Here is an 18,069-nt window from a genome sequence, read left to right as displayed (position 1 = left end):
ATAACTAAAAAAGGTACCGCCATTTGGCAGTACCTTTTTTATATGTATCAAGAAATGATATCGTAAATCTCAATTGCAACCATATCGATGTTATCGAATTGATACACTTGAGGTTTTTCACCTTGTTGATACACTTCTAACTCATACATTTCACTTTTATCGAAAAATTTCACGCTACATTTGCGCTCACCGTTCACTTCAAAATAGCGTTGTGCTACTTCACCGCTTTCAGCTTGTTCTTGTAGACTAACAAGTCGAGTTAAAATTCCTTGGAGTAGAGACATGAAATCTCTCCTTTCTCTGATCTTCCTACCAATAGGTTTTACAGCTATACTCATTCTATCCGTCATAACAGAAAAAACGTTCCACAATCTAGGATAAAGGTTCTTGGCCAGAAACTCAACTAAAATTTGTCGAAATAAGAAGTAAAAAGATGAAAGATCATCTTTTTACTTCTTTATTGCGCTTTTTATACTGGCAGAATATAATAAACAACAGAAAAAGGGAGGAATTACAATGAAAAAAATTGAGGTTTATACACAACCTGATTGTCCGCCTTGTACCATTGTAAAAGAATTTTTAAAACATAATAACGTTGTATATGAAGAATTTGACATAAAAAAAGACGCTGCTGCACGCAATCGTCTTTTATATGACTATGAATCCTATTCAACTCCAACAGTTGTAATTGACGAAGAAGTTGTGGCAGGTTTTCAAATTGAAAAATTGCAACAGCTACTCGGTATAGAATAGGAATAGGCGACACCTATTCCTATTCTCATAATTGTTGTAACCTTTTTATTTCAGTCAACAGTTCCTGACTTTCATGATACCCTGCTAATTTCCATTTTCCATTATCCTTTTGCAATGTCACAATTTGATATTGTCCACTCTTTGTCCGCTCATAGACATATAAATTTTTATGTTCTTCATCATAAGACATTTTTGTTTCTGAATTAAAAGAAAACGGAGCTTCTTTTGCTGGAAGTAAATATTCACCACTTTGTTTTTCATTTCTACTGTTTTCATCTGTAAAAACTTGAAGGAAATTATTTGTAAAATATGGTGATAACGTCTCTATCATCTTATTCATAGGTATTTGCTTCCCGCGGATTGAAAATTGCGTCTCATAACCTTTTTGTATCGTTGTAAACACTTCTTTCCGATCCACTTTCACTTCTTCTTTTCCTAAAACAGTTGTGACACTATAGCCAACTAGAAAGGCAACACATATAAATAGAACAAACCATATTCCATATTTCTTCATTTTTTCACCTTCCTTTTAAAAGAGCTTGTCTTTGTAGTATTCATTGTAACAATGATTATGCAAAGAAAGGGATGATTTCGTTCGTAAAATCTTTACAACGATAGACAGCATTTTCATCATCATTTTCACTATTACCAATTTATGATAAAAACAAACAAAAAAATACACGAATCTCTTCGTGCATTAAAATAAAACATCTTCTTCATATAAATATTCGTACGATAAATCTATAAATAAAAAGTTTTCATCATCAATCGGGAATGAAAATGTTCGTACCATTTCACCAGTTTCGATATCAGCATATAAATCTGAAAGTCTTGCCTTATTCTCAAAACGCATTTTCATTATATTTTCTAGAAAATAAGGGCGCCAGCTCCAGTTCTTCATATAATACTCTGGCATAATGATCCATCCACCATCTTTTTTCATAATATTACCCGATTGTTGAAAACCATCTTCATTACAAATAAATATCCGAAAACTATATTGTGATATGCTTTGGCTAAATTGTAATAACCAATCATTTATATCTTCATTCTTTTTTTGTTTTGACAGAACATCACCAATTCGATCACGTAACATCTCTGTTAAATTATAAATTTTTTGCAACTTCTTCTTCTCATGCAGAATAAATTGATGACATTCATTACCAAGTCGCTCTTTTAAAACATTCGTTTCAATAAAATCAGGTAAACATTCTTTCAAATAATTACCTTGATAATACCTACCACCGTTTTTCCAAGCATATTGTAGTTGATAAAAAGCATCAATTTCTTCATATAACAATGTCGCACCAATTCTTCTAGCAAGTAAAGATAAGGAATATAAAATATCTTGATAAGATTGTAAAAGTGCAGTTTGCCTTAAATTTGTTAAATCTACTTTTAAAATATCCGGTGCTAACACGCTAATACGCTCTAAATTACTTGTACCCGTTCCGACTTTATTAATCGAAATTTGAATACCATATGTACGATAATACATGAGTAAATGATTAAATTGTTCTATATCTTCTTTACATTCATGTTCTGTTATTTCCAGAACAATGCGTTGTAAGTTCAAACCTTGTTCTTCATACATCAGCAAAAGTTGAAGTAAACTTTCATCTTCATCATTCATTAATACATTAGCATTCCGATGTATAAATAATAATAATTTTTGATCCGTTTCTAAATACCTATTTAACGCTTTTTCTACGATGATGTTATCCGCTTCAAGTTGGAACTCACTCGGAATAGAATCATCATGGAAGAAAGATGCTAAACTTTGTATGCCCTCTTCTGTTTGAATTCGTCCTACAACTTCATATCCAATTATTGTATGCTCATCAGCACTAAAAATAGCTTGATAATAAGGAAGGACTTTATCCAAGTTACTCATTACATCTAATGCATCTATCAACGTGCTTCCCTCCCTTTACTTTTCAAAAATTATAACACGATATTTACGGAAAAATAATAAAAAATCCCTTCAGTTTTCCTGAAGGGATTAGAGGGGTAAAATGCTAAGGGGAATTAGCAATTCTACTATGAAGAAAAAAGAGGTCTTAAATATAACGTATATATCCCCTCTTGTAAACACATTTCTTTTAAGTGTCACATTTTCGTCATATTTTACCACAAAGAAATGAATAAATCATTCGTTTTTTTCATCCTTTTAAAATGGATATTGATGCAAATGCTGGCCACCATCCATTGTCATACAAGTTCCATTTATGTATGCAGCTTCATCTGAACATAAATAATAAGCTAGACCCGCAATTTCTTCTGGTGTCCCCAGCCTACCAAGTGGGACACTTTGTATTGTACGCTTAGCCATTTCTTCTGAAATCCATAATTTATCGGCACCACCTGTACGTTCAATTGGTCCTGGTGCGATAGCGTTAACTCGTATTCCATATTTACGTCCCCACTCAACAGCAAGAGTTTTTGTCATCGCTAATACACCAGCTTTAGCTGCCGCCGAATGGATAACCCCTGGGCCTGCATCCCATGCATAAGTTGCCACCATGTTAATAATATTTCCTTTTATACCTTTTTCAATCCAATATTTCCCAATAGCCTGACTACAATAAAATGTACCATTTAATACAATATTAATTACCGAATTCCAGCCATTCACAGATAAGTCCTCTGCTGGACAAATAAAGTTTCCAGCTGCATTATTTATTAAAATATCAATTCGTCCAAACTTCTCATCAATATGTTCAATCATTTTTTGAATATCATCAGTATTTCGTACATCCATTTGTACAGATAATACTTGGCCTGGAAACTGTTCAATTTCTAACTTTGCTTCTTCTAGCTTTTCTTTTGTACGCCCTGTAATAACAACACGTGCCCCTTCTTTCGCAAAACGTATCGCCATCCCTTTTCCCATTCCACTTGATCCACCTGTTATAATAACTACCTTCTCTTTCACATACATCCCCTCCAAAAAATGAATACACATTCATTTTATCACTTTATTTGATAGAAATCTTTATATTTTTCAATTTTTCTGATTTTTTAACGTAAAGAGGTTTCTTTTCGTTCATTTTTTTCGTAATCTATACTACTTTTTTAGTATTTAAAATATATTTTAAAAAAACTGAAGGGAGGTTCGAGTAACCTGTATATGAAGAAAATTACAAGAAGAAATTTTTTAAAATCTGGAATACGCACTTGTCTATATTCATTTATAACCGCAAGTATCGGCTATTATTATGCTAAATATATAGAGCCCTATTTGCTTTCTTTTACGCAACACACACTTAAATCACCGCTCATACCAAAAGGTTTTCATGGTATGAAGATCCTTCAATTTAGCGATTTACATCTAGGATACTATTTCTCTCTCCAACATTTATCTCAAATCGTTTCCAAGATTAATGCTGAAAAGCCAGATATTGTCCTTTTTACTGGTGATCTCATTGATGATTACCAAACATATACCGAGGCTTCTTTTGTTGCATCCATTTTAAAGAATATACAGGCACCCTTCGGTAAATTTTCTATTTATGGTAACCACGACCATGGCGGATATGGAACTGAATACTATGATCACATCATGCGCGAATCTGGATTTGAACTTTTGCTAAATAGCGAAAAGCGAATTCGTTTACTGGATAATAGTGAAATTTCTATTTTCGGACTCGATGATATGCTACTGGGTAAACCAAAAATAGCGGAAACTTTACAACATGCAAAACAAAATATTTATACAATTGTTCTCGTTCACGAACCAGATATCGCGCCACAAATCGCTACATATCCAATCAATCTTCAACTTTCTGGTCATAGCCATGGCGGACAAGTACAAATTCCTTTTTTAGGTGCTATTATTACTCCGTCGCTTGCAAAAGAATATATTGAAGGTTTCTATAACATTCAAGGTTTGACTCTCTATGTCAATCGAGGTATTGGAAGAACACGTGTCCCATTCCGCTTTATGTCAAAACCTGAAATCACACTCTTCATCCTACAACATTCGTAACAATTCGCCTATTTCCTTACATATCCTTCCTTGTACGCGCTCATCCACGCTTGGTCCACCATATGATAAAAATGAGTCCAGTAAAGGAGGTTTGTTCATGTATCCATATTATCAACCGATCCCAGTTCGTTCAGCACCTTTTGGCCCAGCAGGCGACTCACGCTTCTTTCCATTTTTCGGTGTTCCATTTCTAGCTGGAATTGCTGGCGGACTGCTAGGCGGAGCATTAGCTTTCGGGCCTAGACCGTTTTATCCGCCTTATCCACCGCCTTTCCCACCACCAGCACCTTTTCCTTGTTACGGAGGGCCTTGTCAACAACCATACTATTATTAATTTAAACCAACCATTCTTCTAATGTTTTTCTCTCAACGAACCGACTCATCACACGCCTATAATAAAAACTATTCTCTCTACTCATCCTTCCATTTTGAGAATATATGAGTAGAGAAAAAAAGTAAAAACCTCTTAAATTCAATAAGAGGTTTTTACTTTTTTCACACTATTCAGCGTCTGTATTTTGATACGCCATCTTAAATAAATTCACTTGGCTATCAATTTCTTCTATACTACTATTAATTATATAATAATAGTCACCATCTTTATTTTGTTCACGTGTTTTCACATTATCAGCCAAAACCAGCTGTAAAATTGCCTTTATTCTCGCTTTCATTTCAATATCTAAAATTGGGAAGGATATTTCTACTCGTTTTTCCATATTTCGCGTCATCAAATCAGCTGAAGATAAATATATTTTTTCATCTCCATTATGATGGAAATAATAAATACGACTATGCTCTAAATATCTTCCAACAACACTAACTACACGAATATTTTCACTTACATTTGGAATCCCAGGTCTTAAACAACATGTCCCTCTAACGATGAGCTCTACCCTTACTCCAGCTTGTGATGCTTCATACATTTTTTTTATTAACGGTTTATCTGTTAACGAATTCATTTTAGCGATAATATATCCATTTCCATATTGTCTATGATAACGGATTTCCTCATCTATTAACTCCATAAACTGCTCTCTTATATCAAACGGGGCAACAGATAAATGATGAAAATGCGGTTTTTTTGTATAACCACTCAAATAATTAAAGAAATTTGTTGCATCTACACCAAAGTCTTTTCGCGATGTAATATATCCAAAATCGGTATACAACTTCGCTGTTGCATCATTATAATTTCCGGTTCCAAGATGTACAAACCTTTCAATTTTTCCGTTTCTTCTTCTTACAACTAACGTAATTTTACTATGCGTTTTCAAGTGACTTACTCCGTAAATAACGTGACATCCGGCCTGTTCCAATTCTTTAGCCCAATGAACATTATTCTCTTCATCAAACCTTGCCTTTAACTCAACCAATACCGTCACTTGTTTTCCTTTTTCAGCTGCTACCTTCAGCGCCTGAATTATTGGAGAATCTCCACTTACACGATATAATGTTTGTTTAATCGCAAGTACATTCGAGTCATCTGCCGCATCACGGACAAAATCAACGACTGGCTGAAACGACTCAAAGGGATGGTGTAATAAAATATCATGTTCTATCGCTTTTTCAAATACATCTTCCTCATCACCTAAATCTTGAGGAGGTTGAGGAATAAGAGCCGGATATACTAGATGTTCATATAAAGGCGCTAATTTTTTATATAAGGAGAATAAACATGTTAAATCTAACGGTCCATCCATCATGTACACATCTTCATCTTTTACTTCTAACACATCATACAATAACGCTAACACTCTTTCATCAATGTGTTCTTTACCAACTTCTAAACGAACGGCAGCTCCCCACTTACGCTTTTTCAATTCTTTTTCAATTACTTTTAATAAATCGCGTGCACCTTCTTCATGGATCGTTAAATCCGCATTACGTGTAATACGGAAACGAGTAACAGGCGATACGTTATATCCTGTGAATAGTTTATGAGTAAAACCACTAATTACATCTTCTAATAAAATAAATTTATGTTTTTGCCCTTCACTCGGTAAAAATATGAAACGCTCCAGTAATGAAGGCACTTGTACAATTCCTAACTTCGTACGATTTTCTTCCTCAGCCTGTTGCTCATCATATAAAATAGTAGCTAAATTCAAACTTTTATTTAATAACATTGGAAATGGACGATACGCATCAATAGATACAGGGGTTAAAACCGGAAATATTTGTTCATCAAAATACTCCTCGATAAATTCCCTTTGCTCTTTCGTCAAATCATGGAATGTTAAACGCTCAATCCCCTCTAGTTCAAGCGCTGGCAATACATAATTTTTAAACGTTTCATACTGCACAGTCATTAACTCATGCGATTTTATCGCAATCTTATTTAACTGTTTCTTTGGTGTTAAACCTGCTTTATTTTCTGGCTGATTAAATCCCGCACTTACTTGATCTTTCAAACCTGCTACGCGCACCATAAAAAATTCATCTAAATTCGAACTAAAAATACTAATAAACTTTAGTCTTTCTAATAGTGGATTATTTTCATCTTGCGCTTCTTGTAGTACACGTTCATTAAATGCTAGCCAGCTTAATTCACGATTATTATAATACGCTGTATCATTTAAATTTACTAAATTCCCCTTTAGCAATTCCATTCTCTTCACACTTCCCTTTGAAACTTTTTCACTATAATTTAGTTACTTTCATTTTATCAAATTACAATATTCCAAAGTGTTAATTTTCTGTAAAGACATCCGTACAACTTAACGTTTTGATTCAAATGATAAGTGAATATTTGTTTTCAATACTCTTTCTAGCTGCTTTTTTTGTTTTTCAGCTTGTACTTTTTCTGCTAATGCCGATTGCTCACATAAAATTCTAAACGTTAATCCTTCTTTATTTTCTGTTATGGATATCGTATCAACAAGCGATCTTTGTCTTACATTTAAAGCAGCTGAAAATTGTAAAACAGCGCCTAATAGGCGGATTTTTTTTTGTTCGCTTTTATCAAACCAACCTTCAAATGGAGATAAATGTTGTTTAAATAGCATTTTTGATTTATAAGATGCAATAAGCGCTAACCTCACTCGATCTTTATGCATCATGCCGTCAATTGTTTTATTTGCCAATAAATAAAACGTGTGTAAACGACTCGCTTCTTCGTCTATATATTTTCCAATATTAAATACTTTCGCTGCTTGATGGAATGCTTCCCAGTCTTTTATTGAAACAGAAATCAGTCTCATTTCTTCGAGTTGTTTACAAATCAATCTTCCATGTTTAATAAGTTGAATGACAAATTCCATATCCATTTCATATTCGTGTGATAACAAATGTAAGCTTTCTTCAACTACATTCGGATAATATGAAATTCCTAAATCTTTCGTCAACTCTTCATAGAAAACACCTTCTCTTAATCCTTTTTTGCTTAATACAAATGCCGTTGCTTCTATAATATTTACAAGTTTATGAAATACTTCAACCGCTGGAATAATTGTATCAGCTCGATCTTTTGCCAATCCTTCCATTTTCTGAAGTTCGATAAACGATTGTTTTTCCAATGCACCTTTTACATTTTCAATATCTTCTTCTTTCATTTTGTATAAATGTACTCCCGCTATAGGATAGTTTGTTAAATTTTGGTGGATTTTCGCTAAGTTTCTCGCACTACCACCAATTGCAATAAGAGGCAATTTCTTATCAATTAACCATGGTAACGTTCGAAATTGACACTCTAAATACTCTCGAATTTCCTCTAATTCATCTTTAGTAGGAATATCACCTTTAATAAATAGATGTTTTAAAGAAAGCGCACCAAAAGGAAAACTATGGTACTCTAAAATCTCTCTATTTTTAATATATGTAACTTCCGTACTTCCGCCACCAATATCTACTGTTATTCCTTCCGAAAACGAAGTAGAATTCATAACTGCTAAATAGCCGTAACGTGCTTCCTCATATTCTGATAATACTCTAAGAGTAAAGTCTGTTTGTCCTTCAACAAGTTTTTTAATCTCCTCTTGATTCTCAGCCTGTCTAATTGTTGCCGTTGCAACACAAAGTACATGATGCAACTGATGGAATTTTGTACTTTCTTGAAATTGAAATAATGTTTGTAACAATACTTCTTTACCTTCTTCATTCAAAACACCAGCGATTAAATAATTTCTTAACCGAGCAACCACTTTCGTATTTTCAATTTCTTTATAAAAGCCTCCATTTTGCTTTTCATAAATAACTAAACGCATTGTATTAGATCCAATATCTATAATGGCATATTGTAATTTTAATATTTCTTTCAAACTTCTCACTCTTTCATTATCAAATTTCTGAAACATATTCTATCACTATTATACAAAATAGTTGTTTTTTATAACAATATTGCTTTAATATTGAAAATATATACAATTACTTTTTGCATATAATAAAAACCCATTTTATTTATGCTATAATAAGGAAAAATTGAAAGGAGAGTCAATATGAAACCTTCACAACCACAATCTCCATTGCATAATCAACATTCTATTAATAGACTAGCTCAATCTATTTTCGTTGTGAATCGTCATGCTAAAGCTGCAACTAACCCTAAGTACTTATATTGGTTAAAAAAGACTGCTTTAGAACGCTTAATTACTGAAAAAAAGGCTATCAAAGAAGGATTACACTTTTCTAGAAATCCACGTTTTAGTCAACAACAATCCGATGTTCTTATACGTTTAGGTGATTATTTTTTCCATATCCCTCCTACGAAAGATGATTTTCGCACCCTACCGCATCTTGGTCACCTTGAATCCTCCTATCGAAATCCGAAAACAACCTTATCTTTAACAATAGCAAAAAAAACACTTCAAGATTATATTGGTCCTGAAGCATTAAAACAAGAAAAAAAATTAAGCGAACCAGTTCCATGGTATAGCCGTACCTATACAAAAAAATAAAACAGTTTGGCCTAATATTAGGCCAAACTGTTTTATTTTTTATCTTCCTTAATTTTAATATTCGCTTGTTTATAGAATGCAACTTTTTCTGTATTATATGATTTCGTATATTCATTAAACTTATCTTTTTCTGTCTCAATATCTTTATATGCTTGGTTTACTACCTTTACTTTCTCGCTAATATCTTTTAATTTTGTACCTTTATCTTGTAGCATTGTATATAATTCTTTTTCTTGCTTTAAAGATTTATTATAGCTATCGTACATCTTTTGGAATGAATCATGTCGTTTCTCATAAGTACTCTTTACTTTATCAGCCTGTTCTTTTAATTTATTATCTTCAATTTTCTTCACATGCTTATCAGCTGACTTCACTTCTTCTTGCGCTTTATTTAACGCCTCTTTTTCTTTAATAAGAACTTTTTCTCGTTCAGCTGTATTTTTCACCGCTTGATCAAGCTTATCCTTAACAGCCTGATTATTATCTTTTCCTTCTTGGACAATTTGATTATATAATACTTGCCCCTCTTTCTCTAATGACTCCAATTTTTTCGCATCTTCAAACATTGTTTTTTCTTGCTTGGCAGCATTTTCAAATGCAACATATAGCTCCTCTTCTGGTTTTGGGCCGAAACAACCAGCTAGTAAAGTCATTGATAATGCAGTTACAATTGCTAATTTATTATATTTCAACATCTTTTCCTCCTATTAATAAGCGACCATCGTGCCAAAAATCCCATGAAAAACATGTAACTTCTTTATCTATTTCACGCTCGCATCTTTTTTACGAAGATCATCAATAATTATTTATACTGCTTGTACAATTTTCGCACTTGAAATTATGTAATGTCTTAAAACATAAAGGTATTTACCTTAATCTTACCTACTGCAAGAAACACTATAATATTTCACCTGATAAAAGATGTTCGTTGACCTCTCACGTCTATCATTCCCTTTCTCACTTTCTATCAAATAACCTCTTTGTCCATTTTACATATTGCAAAGGGGACCTCGCAACTCTTACAAAGATTCTTTTAATTTCTTAAAAAGGAAAAGTGTAGAGCATGTTTTCCTCTACACTTTTAAACTGAAAACATTGTGCAAAATGCATTGACACATCCACACACAATTATATGCTGATTTCATATATTTTTAAAGACTTTTGTTACAAAAAAAAGTTTTCTTGTAACAAAAGACAAAAAAATGTTACAAAAAATCTTTATATCATACTTCTTCAAATCAAAGTTTCATTCATGACTTTGCAAGTTTCTATAATTATACAATTGATTTTGTGCCTTTCTAAACAAATCTTCAAAAGTTTTCCCTTCTATAGGATAACTTGCAGCCCCAAATAATAGTGTGACACTTAATAAATCATTCGCTATTTCATTTTGAATATTTTTGATTAATCGGCTTGTTATTGTTGACTTTTCATAGCCATTATCAACAGCTACGATAACATATTTATTTTCATCCCACCTCGTAACTACATCGCCTTTTCGAACTGTCTTTACAATTGTACGTTCTACTCTTTGGACTAGCTCATCTAACTTTTTTTCTTGCACTGTGTCTTTTAATACATCCCATTCTTTTACGGAAAGAATATACACTGTGATATTACGAGAATCTCTTTCTGATAAAGCAGCTACTTTCCCAAAAAAATCAACGACAAAATCGTTATTCGTCATTCCTCCTACTTCAATATTTACACGCGTATTCGTTCTTTTATCGTACCAATGTCCAAAATAATAGCTTAGTATCATTTGCAATATATAAATAATAAAGACGGTTAAAAATGATCTCGAATCTAGCTTAGCAATTACATCCTGAAGTGCAATCCATTCTGTAACCGCAACTGTGTTCCCAATTAATAATCCACTAATTTTCCCTTTATGTTTCATACTCTCCCCCTTTTATACCAATATATGTTTCTATAACAATAATGTTTTTCTATAAAATAAAAAATGTACATATTTAATGTACATTTCTACTTAAGTTTGTATACCTTTTCTATTTTATTTCATATATATACTATATATCGTTTTTAGGAAGGAGTGACCTATATGCCTCAAAAAGAAAATCTATTAGATATTATGCGCTTACTAGCTGGCTTTTTGTTATCATTAAAATTACTATTTAACTCTTTCGGAATAAACTTCATTACAAACGATCAAATTGACGCTATAGTAAATGTTATTTCATTTCTATTCATTCTATATTTTGGATACAAAAATAACTATATTGGAAAAAAGGGAGTGGAACAAAAGAAATTACTCAAGAAGCACAATCTTCATTAAAGAAGGAACCTTTCGCACAGGTTCCTTCTTATCATTTTCTGACAACCACTTCATTTGTTTGTAGCGGTCCATATGATACACCTTTATATTGAAATGTATATGTAGCCTGAAATAATGAATTGGGAGGAGCTTTATCTTTATTTGCTTTTATTTGACAAATTAATTCTACCTTTTCATTCGGTGATAAATTATCGATTCGCCACCTTACAAGCTGAAATAAAAACTCACTTATTCCCTTATCTGCTTTTAAAGAGTTTGGGATATACGCGAAATAATCACGAATCATATGACTTACAACTACTCGCGAAATCATTTCAACGCCTTTATTTTCAACTTCAAGTCGAATAATTAGTATGTCATTAACATCATAGATCATCTCATACGAAAATTTTTCTTTATACATACTACGGATTTGCAATGTGACTGCTACATTGGCTGCTTCCGTGTCCTTTTTAGAACCATCAATCCACAAAACCGGCTGTAACGGTATAGAATACCTTCCTTGATCCGAAATTCGTTTCCATATTTTCATAATATATTCACCTCATTCCAGATATATCATCTATACAACTGTATTCTGCCTCTCGATGCAATAAACTACACTTAGAAAAAATATTTAGCTTGTTACAAACCATATCAAATTTTTCTTTTCCTTTTATCCTATTCGACAATATAAAGAAAAAACCATTTTTAATAGGTTGACACAGGTTATACTTTATTAAATATTTTTTTACAATTTCCTTCCTTGACTACATAACAAAATAAATTCTTACTCTCTTTTGGTCATTATAATAAAGTGAAACTTTAATCAGTGGGGGTTTTGTCCATCCCCCACTGATTATTAGCTTTTACCAATCGGGCTTTAACGGGCAGTTAAAGCCCGATAAAATAATTTGGCGTTAGAAAACATTTGCCTTTTAGTCAAATTTGACTATAATATAATTTATGATTTCCATCCTTTATATCATGTCAGTGCAATTTTTTATAAAATGAAGAGGAACGATACAAACTGTACATAAAGTTTTTTTATGCATTGCACTAAAAAACTTAAGTTAGTTTAATTTTTATTAAAGGAGGGCTACTTTTGGAAGCACAACTATCAAAAAACGATTCAAGTAAAACAAAATTTGTTGTTGCTGGTTTACTACTTGGTATTCTAATGGCAGCAATGGATAACACAATCGTCGCAACTGCGATGGCAACGATTGTCGGAGACTTAGGAGGGTTCGACAAATTCGTTTGGGTCACATCCGCCTACATGGTAGCAACAATGGCCGGAATGCCTATTTTCGGTAAGCTGTCTGATATGTACGGACGGAAACGCTTTTTTATTGGCGGATTAATTCTTTTCTTATTCGGTTCTGCACTTTGCGGGACAGCATCAAGTATTGAACAACTAAGTATTTATAGAGCCATTCAAGGAATTGGTGGCGGCGCTCTTATGCCTATCGCATTTACAATTATGTATGATATATTCCCGCCTGAAAAACGAGGAAAAATGACCGGACTATTTGGTGCTGTTTTCGGAACATCTAGTGTTTTCGGACCTTTATTAGGTGCTTACATTACAGATTATATAAGTTGGCACTGGGTCTTCTATATTAATATTCCGTTAGGACTTATTTCCTTCTTCTTCATTACTAAATACTATAGCGAGTCTCTAGAATATCGAAAACAAAAAATTGACTGGGCTGGTGCTATTACGCTTGTCATTAGTATCGTTTGCTTAATGTTTGCTTTAGAACTTGGTGGTAAAGAATACGCATGGGACTCTAATGTGATTATTGGTTTATTTTCAACTGTTGTTATTCTGCTTATTATTTTCTTCTTCGTAGAAAGAAACGCAACCGAGCCTATTATTTCTTTCCATTTATTTAAAAAACCTTTATTTGCAGCTAGCCAAGGTGTTGCCTTTTTCTATGGCGCAGCTTTTATCATCTGTACAGTTTATATTCCAATCTTCGTTCAAGGTGTTCTCGGTGGTTCAGCCTCAAATGCTGGATTAATTTTGACACCTATGATGGTAGGATCTGTAATCGGCAGTCAAACTGGTGGACAATTAGCTTCACGAACAAGTTATCGTAACATCATGACAGTATCTGGAGTTTTCTTCGTTCTTGGAATTTATTTACTAAGTACTTTAACTATGGAAACACCTCGTACACTCGTAACAATGTTTATGGTGCTTGCTGGACTTGGAGTTGGATTCTCCTTCTCAGTTTTAAGTATGGCATCTATCCACAAACTAGAAATGAGAGATCGCGGTTCTGCTACATCCACGAACTCATTCTTCCGTTCACTTGGAATGACCCTTGGCGTCACGATTTTCGGTACGATTCAAAATCATGTTTTCACTGATAAATTAAAAGCAGTCTTCCCTCCTGAACTAGAAAAAATGGCTCCTAAAGGTGGAGACACAAGCTTTTTATTATCACCAAATGCTACTGAAAAGCTACCTCCTGAAGTACTGAGCGGAATTAAAGAGGCTCTTGCAACATCTATTGCTAATACATTTTTCTGGGCACTTATCCCAGCTACGCTAAGTATAATTTGTATTTTACTTATGGGAAATGAACGTCTTTTAACAGGACCAAAAACAAAGCAAAAACAAAAACAAGTAAGCTAATATAGAAAAACGAAACGGTATATCCCTTTATGAAAGAGGATATACCGTTTATAATATATATAAAGTTTCTATATACAGGAGTTGAGACAGCATGAGCATGAAGTTAGTCATTCTCGGCTTGTTACTCGAAGGAGATAAACATCCCTATGAAGTGCAGCACATAATGAAAGAAAGACAAATGGATTGTTATATTAAATATGCCAAGGGATCGCTATACTACGCCTTCGAGCAATTAGAAAAACAAGGTGCGATTAGCATTACCAATATTGTTAGAGATACGAATAGACCAGATAAAACAATCTTCCATATAACAGAGGAAGGAAAAGCCCTTTTCCACACCTTATTATTAAAACAATTTGAAGCGAAAAACCAAATATATAAACCTATTTATTCAGCGCTCTCTTTCGCTCACTTTAGCGACGAACAAGCTCTAGTTCCTATTTTGAAAAAAAAGAGAGATGATACAATGCTCTATTTACATACAATGCAAACGATATACGATCATAATAAACAACTAGTTCCTCGTGCTCAACTATATATTCTACAAAGCGTCATTGAGCATATTAATGTTGAATTACGTTGGCTAAACACGCTCTTACAAGATGCAACTGCAGGTCGTCTTTCAGAAATAGGTGTAGATAATGATTAAGTTTTTCTAAAAGAGGTGCCTCCTCTTTTAGAAAAACTTAACACTATAATTATTCCTCGCAACTCAAAACACCCTCATTTTAATAATAAATAAACATCAAAAAAACTTAATTTTCCGAATAAAAAGAAATGAAAAACTTTAGAATTTTCTTATTTTAAAACAGTGGACAAAATTCCGAAAATTGTGTTAGAATTTGTTTCAATATCATATCGCTTGTTAAATTCCTTTCAAAAGGAAAATAGGTACACGAATATTTCACTTCGTGTTTAAAAGGGAAGTTTGGTGAAACTCCAACACGGTCCCGCCACTGTAAATGCTGAGATTTCTTTTTTGTGCCACTGTGAAAACGGGAAGGTGAAAGAAATTATATGAAGCATAAGTCAGGATACCTGCCTATTTTAACAACACTGATAGACTCACGGATGATGATGAGGTGTTAAGAACAAAAAGGAAGGCTTATTTTTCTATGCCTTTATGCTTTTTGTTATAGGTATTTCCGAGTAAACGGAAATGCTTACTTTCAATTAGGGAGGAATTTAAAATGGCAATTCAAACAAGTAACTTAGGTTATCCACGTATCGGACTACAACGAGAGTGGAAAAAAACATTGGAAGCTTTTTGGTCCAATAAAATTGATGAAGAACAATTTTTAACGACAATGAAAGAAATTCGCCTTCAACACGTCAAAGTACAGCAAGAAAAGGGAATTGAATTAATTCCAGTTGGCGATTTTACATATTATGACCACGTTCTGGATACGGCCTACATGTTAGGATTCATCCCGTCACGTTTTTCAGAGTTTACCTCTTACCTTGATGTATATTTTGCAATGGCACGCGGCTCTAAAGATCACGTTGCTTCTGAAATGACAAAATGGTTTAACACAAACTATCATTACATTGTTCCTGAATATGAAGAAGGATTACAAATCTCTTTAAAAGACAATCGTCCTCTTCGTTTATATGAAGAAGCGAAAAAAGAGTTAGGCGTTGATGGAAAACCAGTTATTTTAGGCCCTTATACATTCCTAAAACTGGCAAAAGGTTATAACGAAGAGCAATTTGCCACTATTTTAAAAGAGCTAGTTGCACCTTATGTACAATTATTCTCTGAATTACACGCAGCTGGAGCACAAATTATTCAAGTTGACGAACCAATCTTCGCATCTTTAACAAAAGATGAAATTAATCAAGCGAAAGAACTTTACGAAGCTATTCATAAAGAGGTTCCAAATGCGAATCTTCTTCTACAAACATATTTTGATAGTGTAGAAGAGAACTATGAAGAAATTATTGCATTCCCTGTTTCTGGTATTGGATTAGACTTTGTTCATGGCAAAGAAGGTAATGTAAATGCTATTTCAAAATATGGATTCCCAGCTGATAAAATTTTAGCTATCGGTTGTATAGATGGCCGTAACATTTGGAGAGCTGATCTTGATGATGTACTTTCTTTATTTACAACATTACAAAATCAAATCACAGCAAAAGGTTTAATTGTTCAACCTTCTTGTAACTTATTGCATACTCCAATTGATAAAACGGAAGAAACGCACTTAACAAGTGAATTATTTGATGCACTTGCATTTGCTAATCAAAAATTAGAAGAACTAGTCCTTATCCATTCTGCTCTTACTAAAGGTGTAGAAAGCATCAGTAGCGATTTAACAACATATCGTAATGCACATCATGCAATCCGCTCATCAGCTGCACGTAATCGTGAAGATGTAAAAGTGGCACGTACATCACTTAAAGAAGATGATTTCTCACGTCCTCTTCCATTTGAAAAACGATATGAACTACAGCAAGTAGCTTTACAATTACCGTTGTTACCAACAACAACTATTGGTAGCTTCCCGCAAACATCTGAAGTTCGTCAAACACGTAAACAGTGGCGTAACGGCGATATTACAAATGAACAATATAATCAATTCATTGAAAAAGAAACTGCAAAGTGGATTCGTTACCAAGAAGATATTGGTCTTGATGTACTAGTACATGGTGAATTCGAAAGAACTGACATGGTGGAATATTTTGGAGAAAGACTTGCTGGTTTCTCCTTTACTAAAAACGGATGGGTACAATCATACGGTTCTCGTTGCGTAAAACCACCTGTTATTTATGGTGATGTTGCCTTTATAAGTGGAATGACTATTAAAGAAACTGTATATGCACAAAGCTTAACAGAGAAAGTAGTAAAAGGTATGCTAACTGGACCTGTCACTATTTTAAATTGGTCATTCGTTCGAAATGATATTTCAAGAAAAGAAGTATCATATCAAATTGCATTAGCACTTCGTCATGAAATTGAATTACTTGAATCTTCCGGAATTAGAGTAATCCAAGTCGATGAACCTGCACTTCGTGAAGGTATGCCGTTAAAAGAAAAAGATTGGGATGCATACATTACATGGGCAGTTCAATCATTCCTTTTAGCAACATCTTCTGTAGAAAATGAAACACAAATTCATACTCATATGTGTTATAGTAACTTCGAAGATATTGTAGATGCAATTCGAGCGTTAGACGCAGATGTTATTTCTATCGAAACATCAAGAAGTCATGGAGAATTTATTAATACATTAAAGCATACAACATATGAAAAAGGAATTGGTCTAGGGGTATATGATATTCATAGCCCACGTGTCCCAAGTAAAGATGAAATGTTCACAATCGTAGAACAATCTTTACAAGTATGTGACCCTAAATATTTCTGGATTAATCCAGACTGTGGTTTAAAAACACGAAGAACTGAGGAAGTTATACCTGCTTTAGAGCACATGGTTCAGGCAGCAAAAGACGCTCGTTCTCTCCTAAAAACAAACGCATAATAAAAAAACGTGTTATCCTTCAAAAAGGATAACAC

General features: G+C 33.4%; 17 protein-coding genes and 1 riboswitch. Of the genes, 8 read left to right on the top strand and 9 right to left on the bottom strand.

The genetic code is table 11. The features are described 5' to 3' along the window. Positions 1–47 precede the first annotated feature (47 nt). On the bottom strand, positions 48–284 hold the full coding sequence (locus tag JFU54_RS11860; protein WP_000055151.1) for a YkuJ family protein: 237 nt from the start codon (positions 282–284) through the stop codon (positions 48–50). Positions 285–516: 232 nt separating this feature from the next. Between JFU54_RS11860 and JFU54_RS11855 the strand changes: the two genes are divergently transcribed. Continuing rightward, positions 517–753 carry a glutaredoxin domain-containing protein gene (locus tag JFU54_RS11855; RefSeq protein ID WP_002014835.1) on the top strand — a complete coding sequence of 79 codons (237 nt, stop codon included), beginning with the start codon at positions 517–519 and terminating at the stop codon, positions 751–753. Between the two features lie 25 nt (positions 754–778). Here the strand turns inward: JFU54_RS11855 and JFU54_RS11850 are convergent, their stop codons facing one another. The 3 genes from JFU54_RS11850 to fadH all read right to left on the bottom strand — a co-directional run bounded on the left by JFU54_RS11850 (position 779) and on the right by fadH (position 3,688). Continuing rightward, positions 779–1,267, bottom strand: a complete 489-nt coding sequence (locus JFU54_RS11850; protein ID WP_002014834.1) for a DUF3993 domain-containing protein — start codon at positions 1,265–1,267, stop codon at positions 779–781. Between the two features lie 183 nt (positions 1,268–1,450). After that, the gene (locus JFU54_RS11845; protein ID WP_002033827.1) at positions 1,451–2,668 is read right to left on the bottom strand and encodes an EAL domain-containing protein; all 1,218 of its coding nucleotides are present in this window, start codon (positions 2,666–2,668) and stop codon (positions 1,451–1,453) included. 255 nt (positions 2,669–2,923) lie between these two features. Then, the gene (gene fadH, locus JFU54_RS11840; protein WP_002142976.1) at positions 2,924–3,688 is read right to left on the bottom strand and encodes a 2,4-dienoyl-CoA reductase; all 765 of its coding nucleotides are present in this window, start codon (positions 3,686–3,688) and stop codon (positions 2,924–2,926) included. A gap of 195 nt (positions 3,689–3,883) precedes the next feature. On the opposite strand from fadH, the gene JFU54_RS11835 reads away from it, so the two are divergent. Together JFU54_RS11835 and JFU54_RS11830 are read left to right on the top strand one after the other, a co-directional pair. After that, on the top strand, positions 3,884–4,741 hold the full coding sequence (locus JFU54_RS11835) for a metallophosphoesterase (protein ID WP_002033825.1): 858 nt from the start codon (positions 3,884–3,886) through the stop codon (positions 4,739–4,741). A 97-nt stretch (positions 4,742–4,838) separates the two neighbouring features. Then, the gene (locus JFU54_RS11830) at positions 4,839–5,075 is read left to right on the top strand and encodes a hypothetical protein (protein WP_002014830.1); all 237 of its coding nucleotides are present in this window, start codon (positions 4,839–4,841) and stop codon (positions 5,073–5,075) included. 166 nt (positions 5,076–5,241) lie between these two features. On the opposite strand, the gene JFU54_RS11825 is transcribed toward JFU54_RS11830, so the two are convergent. Both JFU54_RS11825 and JFU54_RS11820 read right to left on the bottom strand, forming a co-directional pair. Then, positions 5,242–7,350, bottom strand: coding sequence for a polyphosphate kinase (locus tag JFU54_RS11825; RefSeq protein ID WP_002014829.1), 2,109 nt, complete (start codon positions 7,348–7,350; stop codon positions 5,242–5,244). A gap of 108 nt (positions 7,351–7,458) precedes the next feature. Then, positions 7,459–9,033, bottom strand: a complete 1,575-nt coding sequence (locus JFU54_RS11820) for a Ppx/GppA family phosphatase (RefSeq protein ID WP_201064502.1) — start codon at positions 9,031–9,033, stop codon at positions 7,459–7,461. A gap of 141 nt (positions 9,034–9,174) precedes the next feature. Here JFU54_RS11820 and JFU54_RS11815 point away from each other — a divergent pair, with 141 nt between their 5' ends. Then, the gene (locus tag JFU54_RS11815; protein ID WP_002014827.1) at positions 9,175–9,633 is read left to right on the top strand and encodes a YkyB family protein; all 459 of its coding nucleotides are present in this window, start codon (positions 9,175–9,177) and stop codon (positions 9,631–9,633) included. A 32-nt stretch (positions 9,634–9,665) separates the two neighbouring features. On the opposite strand, the gene JFU54_RS11810 is transcribed toward JFU54_RS11815, so the two are convergent. Both JFU54_RS11810 and JFU54_RS11805 read right to left on the bottom strand, forming a co-directional pair. Beyond that, positions 9,666–10,328, bottom strand: coding sequence for a YkyA family protein (locus tag JFU54_RS11810; protein WP_002014826.1), 663 nt, complete (start codon positions 10,326–10,328; stop codon positions 9,666–9,668). 551 nt (positions 10,329–10,879) lie between these two features. After that, the gene (locus JFU54_RS11805) at positions 10,880–11,533 is read right to left on the bottom strand and encodes a diguanylate cyclase domain-containing protein (RefSeq protein ID WP_201064488.1); all 654 of its coding nucleotides are present in this window, start codon (positions 11,531–11,533) and stop codon (positions 10,880–10,882) included. A gap of 162 nt (positions 11,534–11,695) precedes the next feature. On the opposite strand from JFU54_RS11805, the gene JFU54_RS11800 reads away from it, so the two are divergent. Next, the gene (locus JFU54_RS11800; protein ID WP_002014824.1) at positions 11,696–11,929 is read left to right on the top strand and encodes a phage holin; all 234 of its coding nucleotides are present in this window, start codon (positions 11,696–11,698) and stop codon (positions 11,927–11,929) included. Positions 11,930–11,960: 31 nt separating this feature from the next. Here the strand turns inward: JFU54_RS11800 and JFU54_RS11795 are convergent, their stop codons facing one another. Next, a complete protein-coding gene (locus JFU54_RS11795; RefSeq protein ID WP_201052893.1) occupies positions 11,961–12,461 on the bottom strand; it encodes a hypothetical protein in 501 nt (166 codons plus the stop codon). Between the two features lie 552 nt (positions 12,462–13,013). On the opposite strand from JFU54_RS11795, the gene JFU54_RS11790 reads away from it, so the two are divergent. The 3 genes from JFU54_RS11790 (at position 13,014) to metE (ending at position 18,034) form a co-directional block, all read left to right on the top strand. Further along, a complete protein-coding gene (locus tag JFU54_RS11790) occupies positions 13,014–14,555 on the top strand; it encodes an MDR family MFS transporter (RefSeq protein ID WP_002014821.1) in 1,542 nt (513 codons plus the stop codon). A 91-nt stretch (positions 14,556–14,646) separates the two neighbouring features. Continuing rightward, a complete protein-coding gene (locus JFU54_RS11785; RefSeq protein WP_002128898.1) occupies positions 14,647–15,204 on the top strand; it encodes a PadR family transcriptional regulator in 558 nt (185 codons plus the stop codon). Positions 15,205–15,427: 223 nt separating this feature from the next. Further along, a riboswitch (cobalamin riboswitch) is annotated at positions 15,428–15,615 on the top strand. Positions 15,616–15,745: 130 nt separating this feature from the next. Beyond that, on the top strand, positions 15,746–18,034 hold the full coding sequence (gene metE / locus JFU54_RS11780) for a 5-methyltetrahydropteroyltriglutamate--homocysteine S-methyltransferase (RefSeq protein ID WP_201064481.1): 2,289 nt from the start codon (positions 15,746–15,748) through the stop codon (positions 18,032–18,034). The last annotated feature ends 35 nt before the right edge of the window (positions 18,035–18,069 follow it).

This window comes from Bacillus sp. TH19, assembly GCF_016651075.1.
GTDB lineage: Bacteria > Bacillota > Bacilli > Bacillales > Bacillaceae_G > Bacillus_A > Bacillus_A mycoides.
The sequence above is the reverse complement of the archived record's forward strand: the minus strand, read 5'-3'. Positions and strand labels throughout refer to the sequence as shown.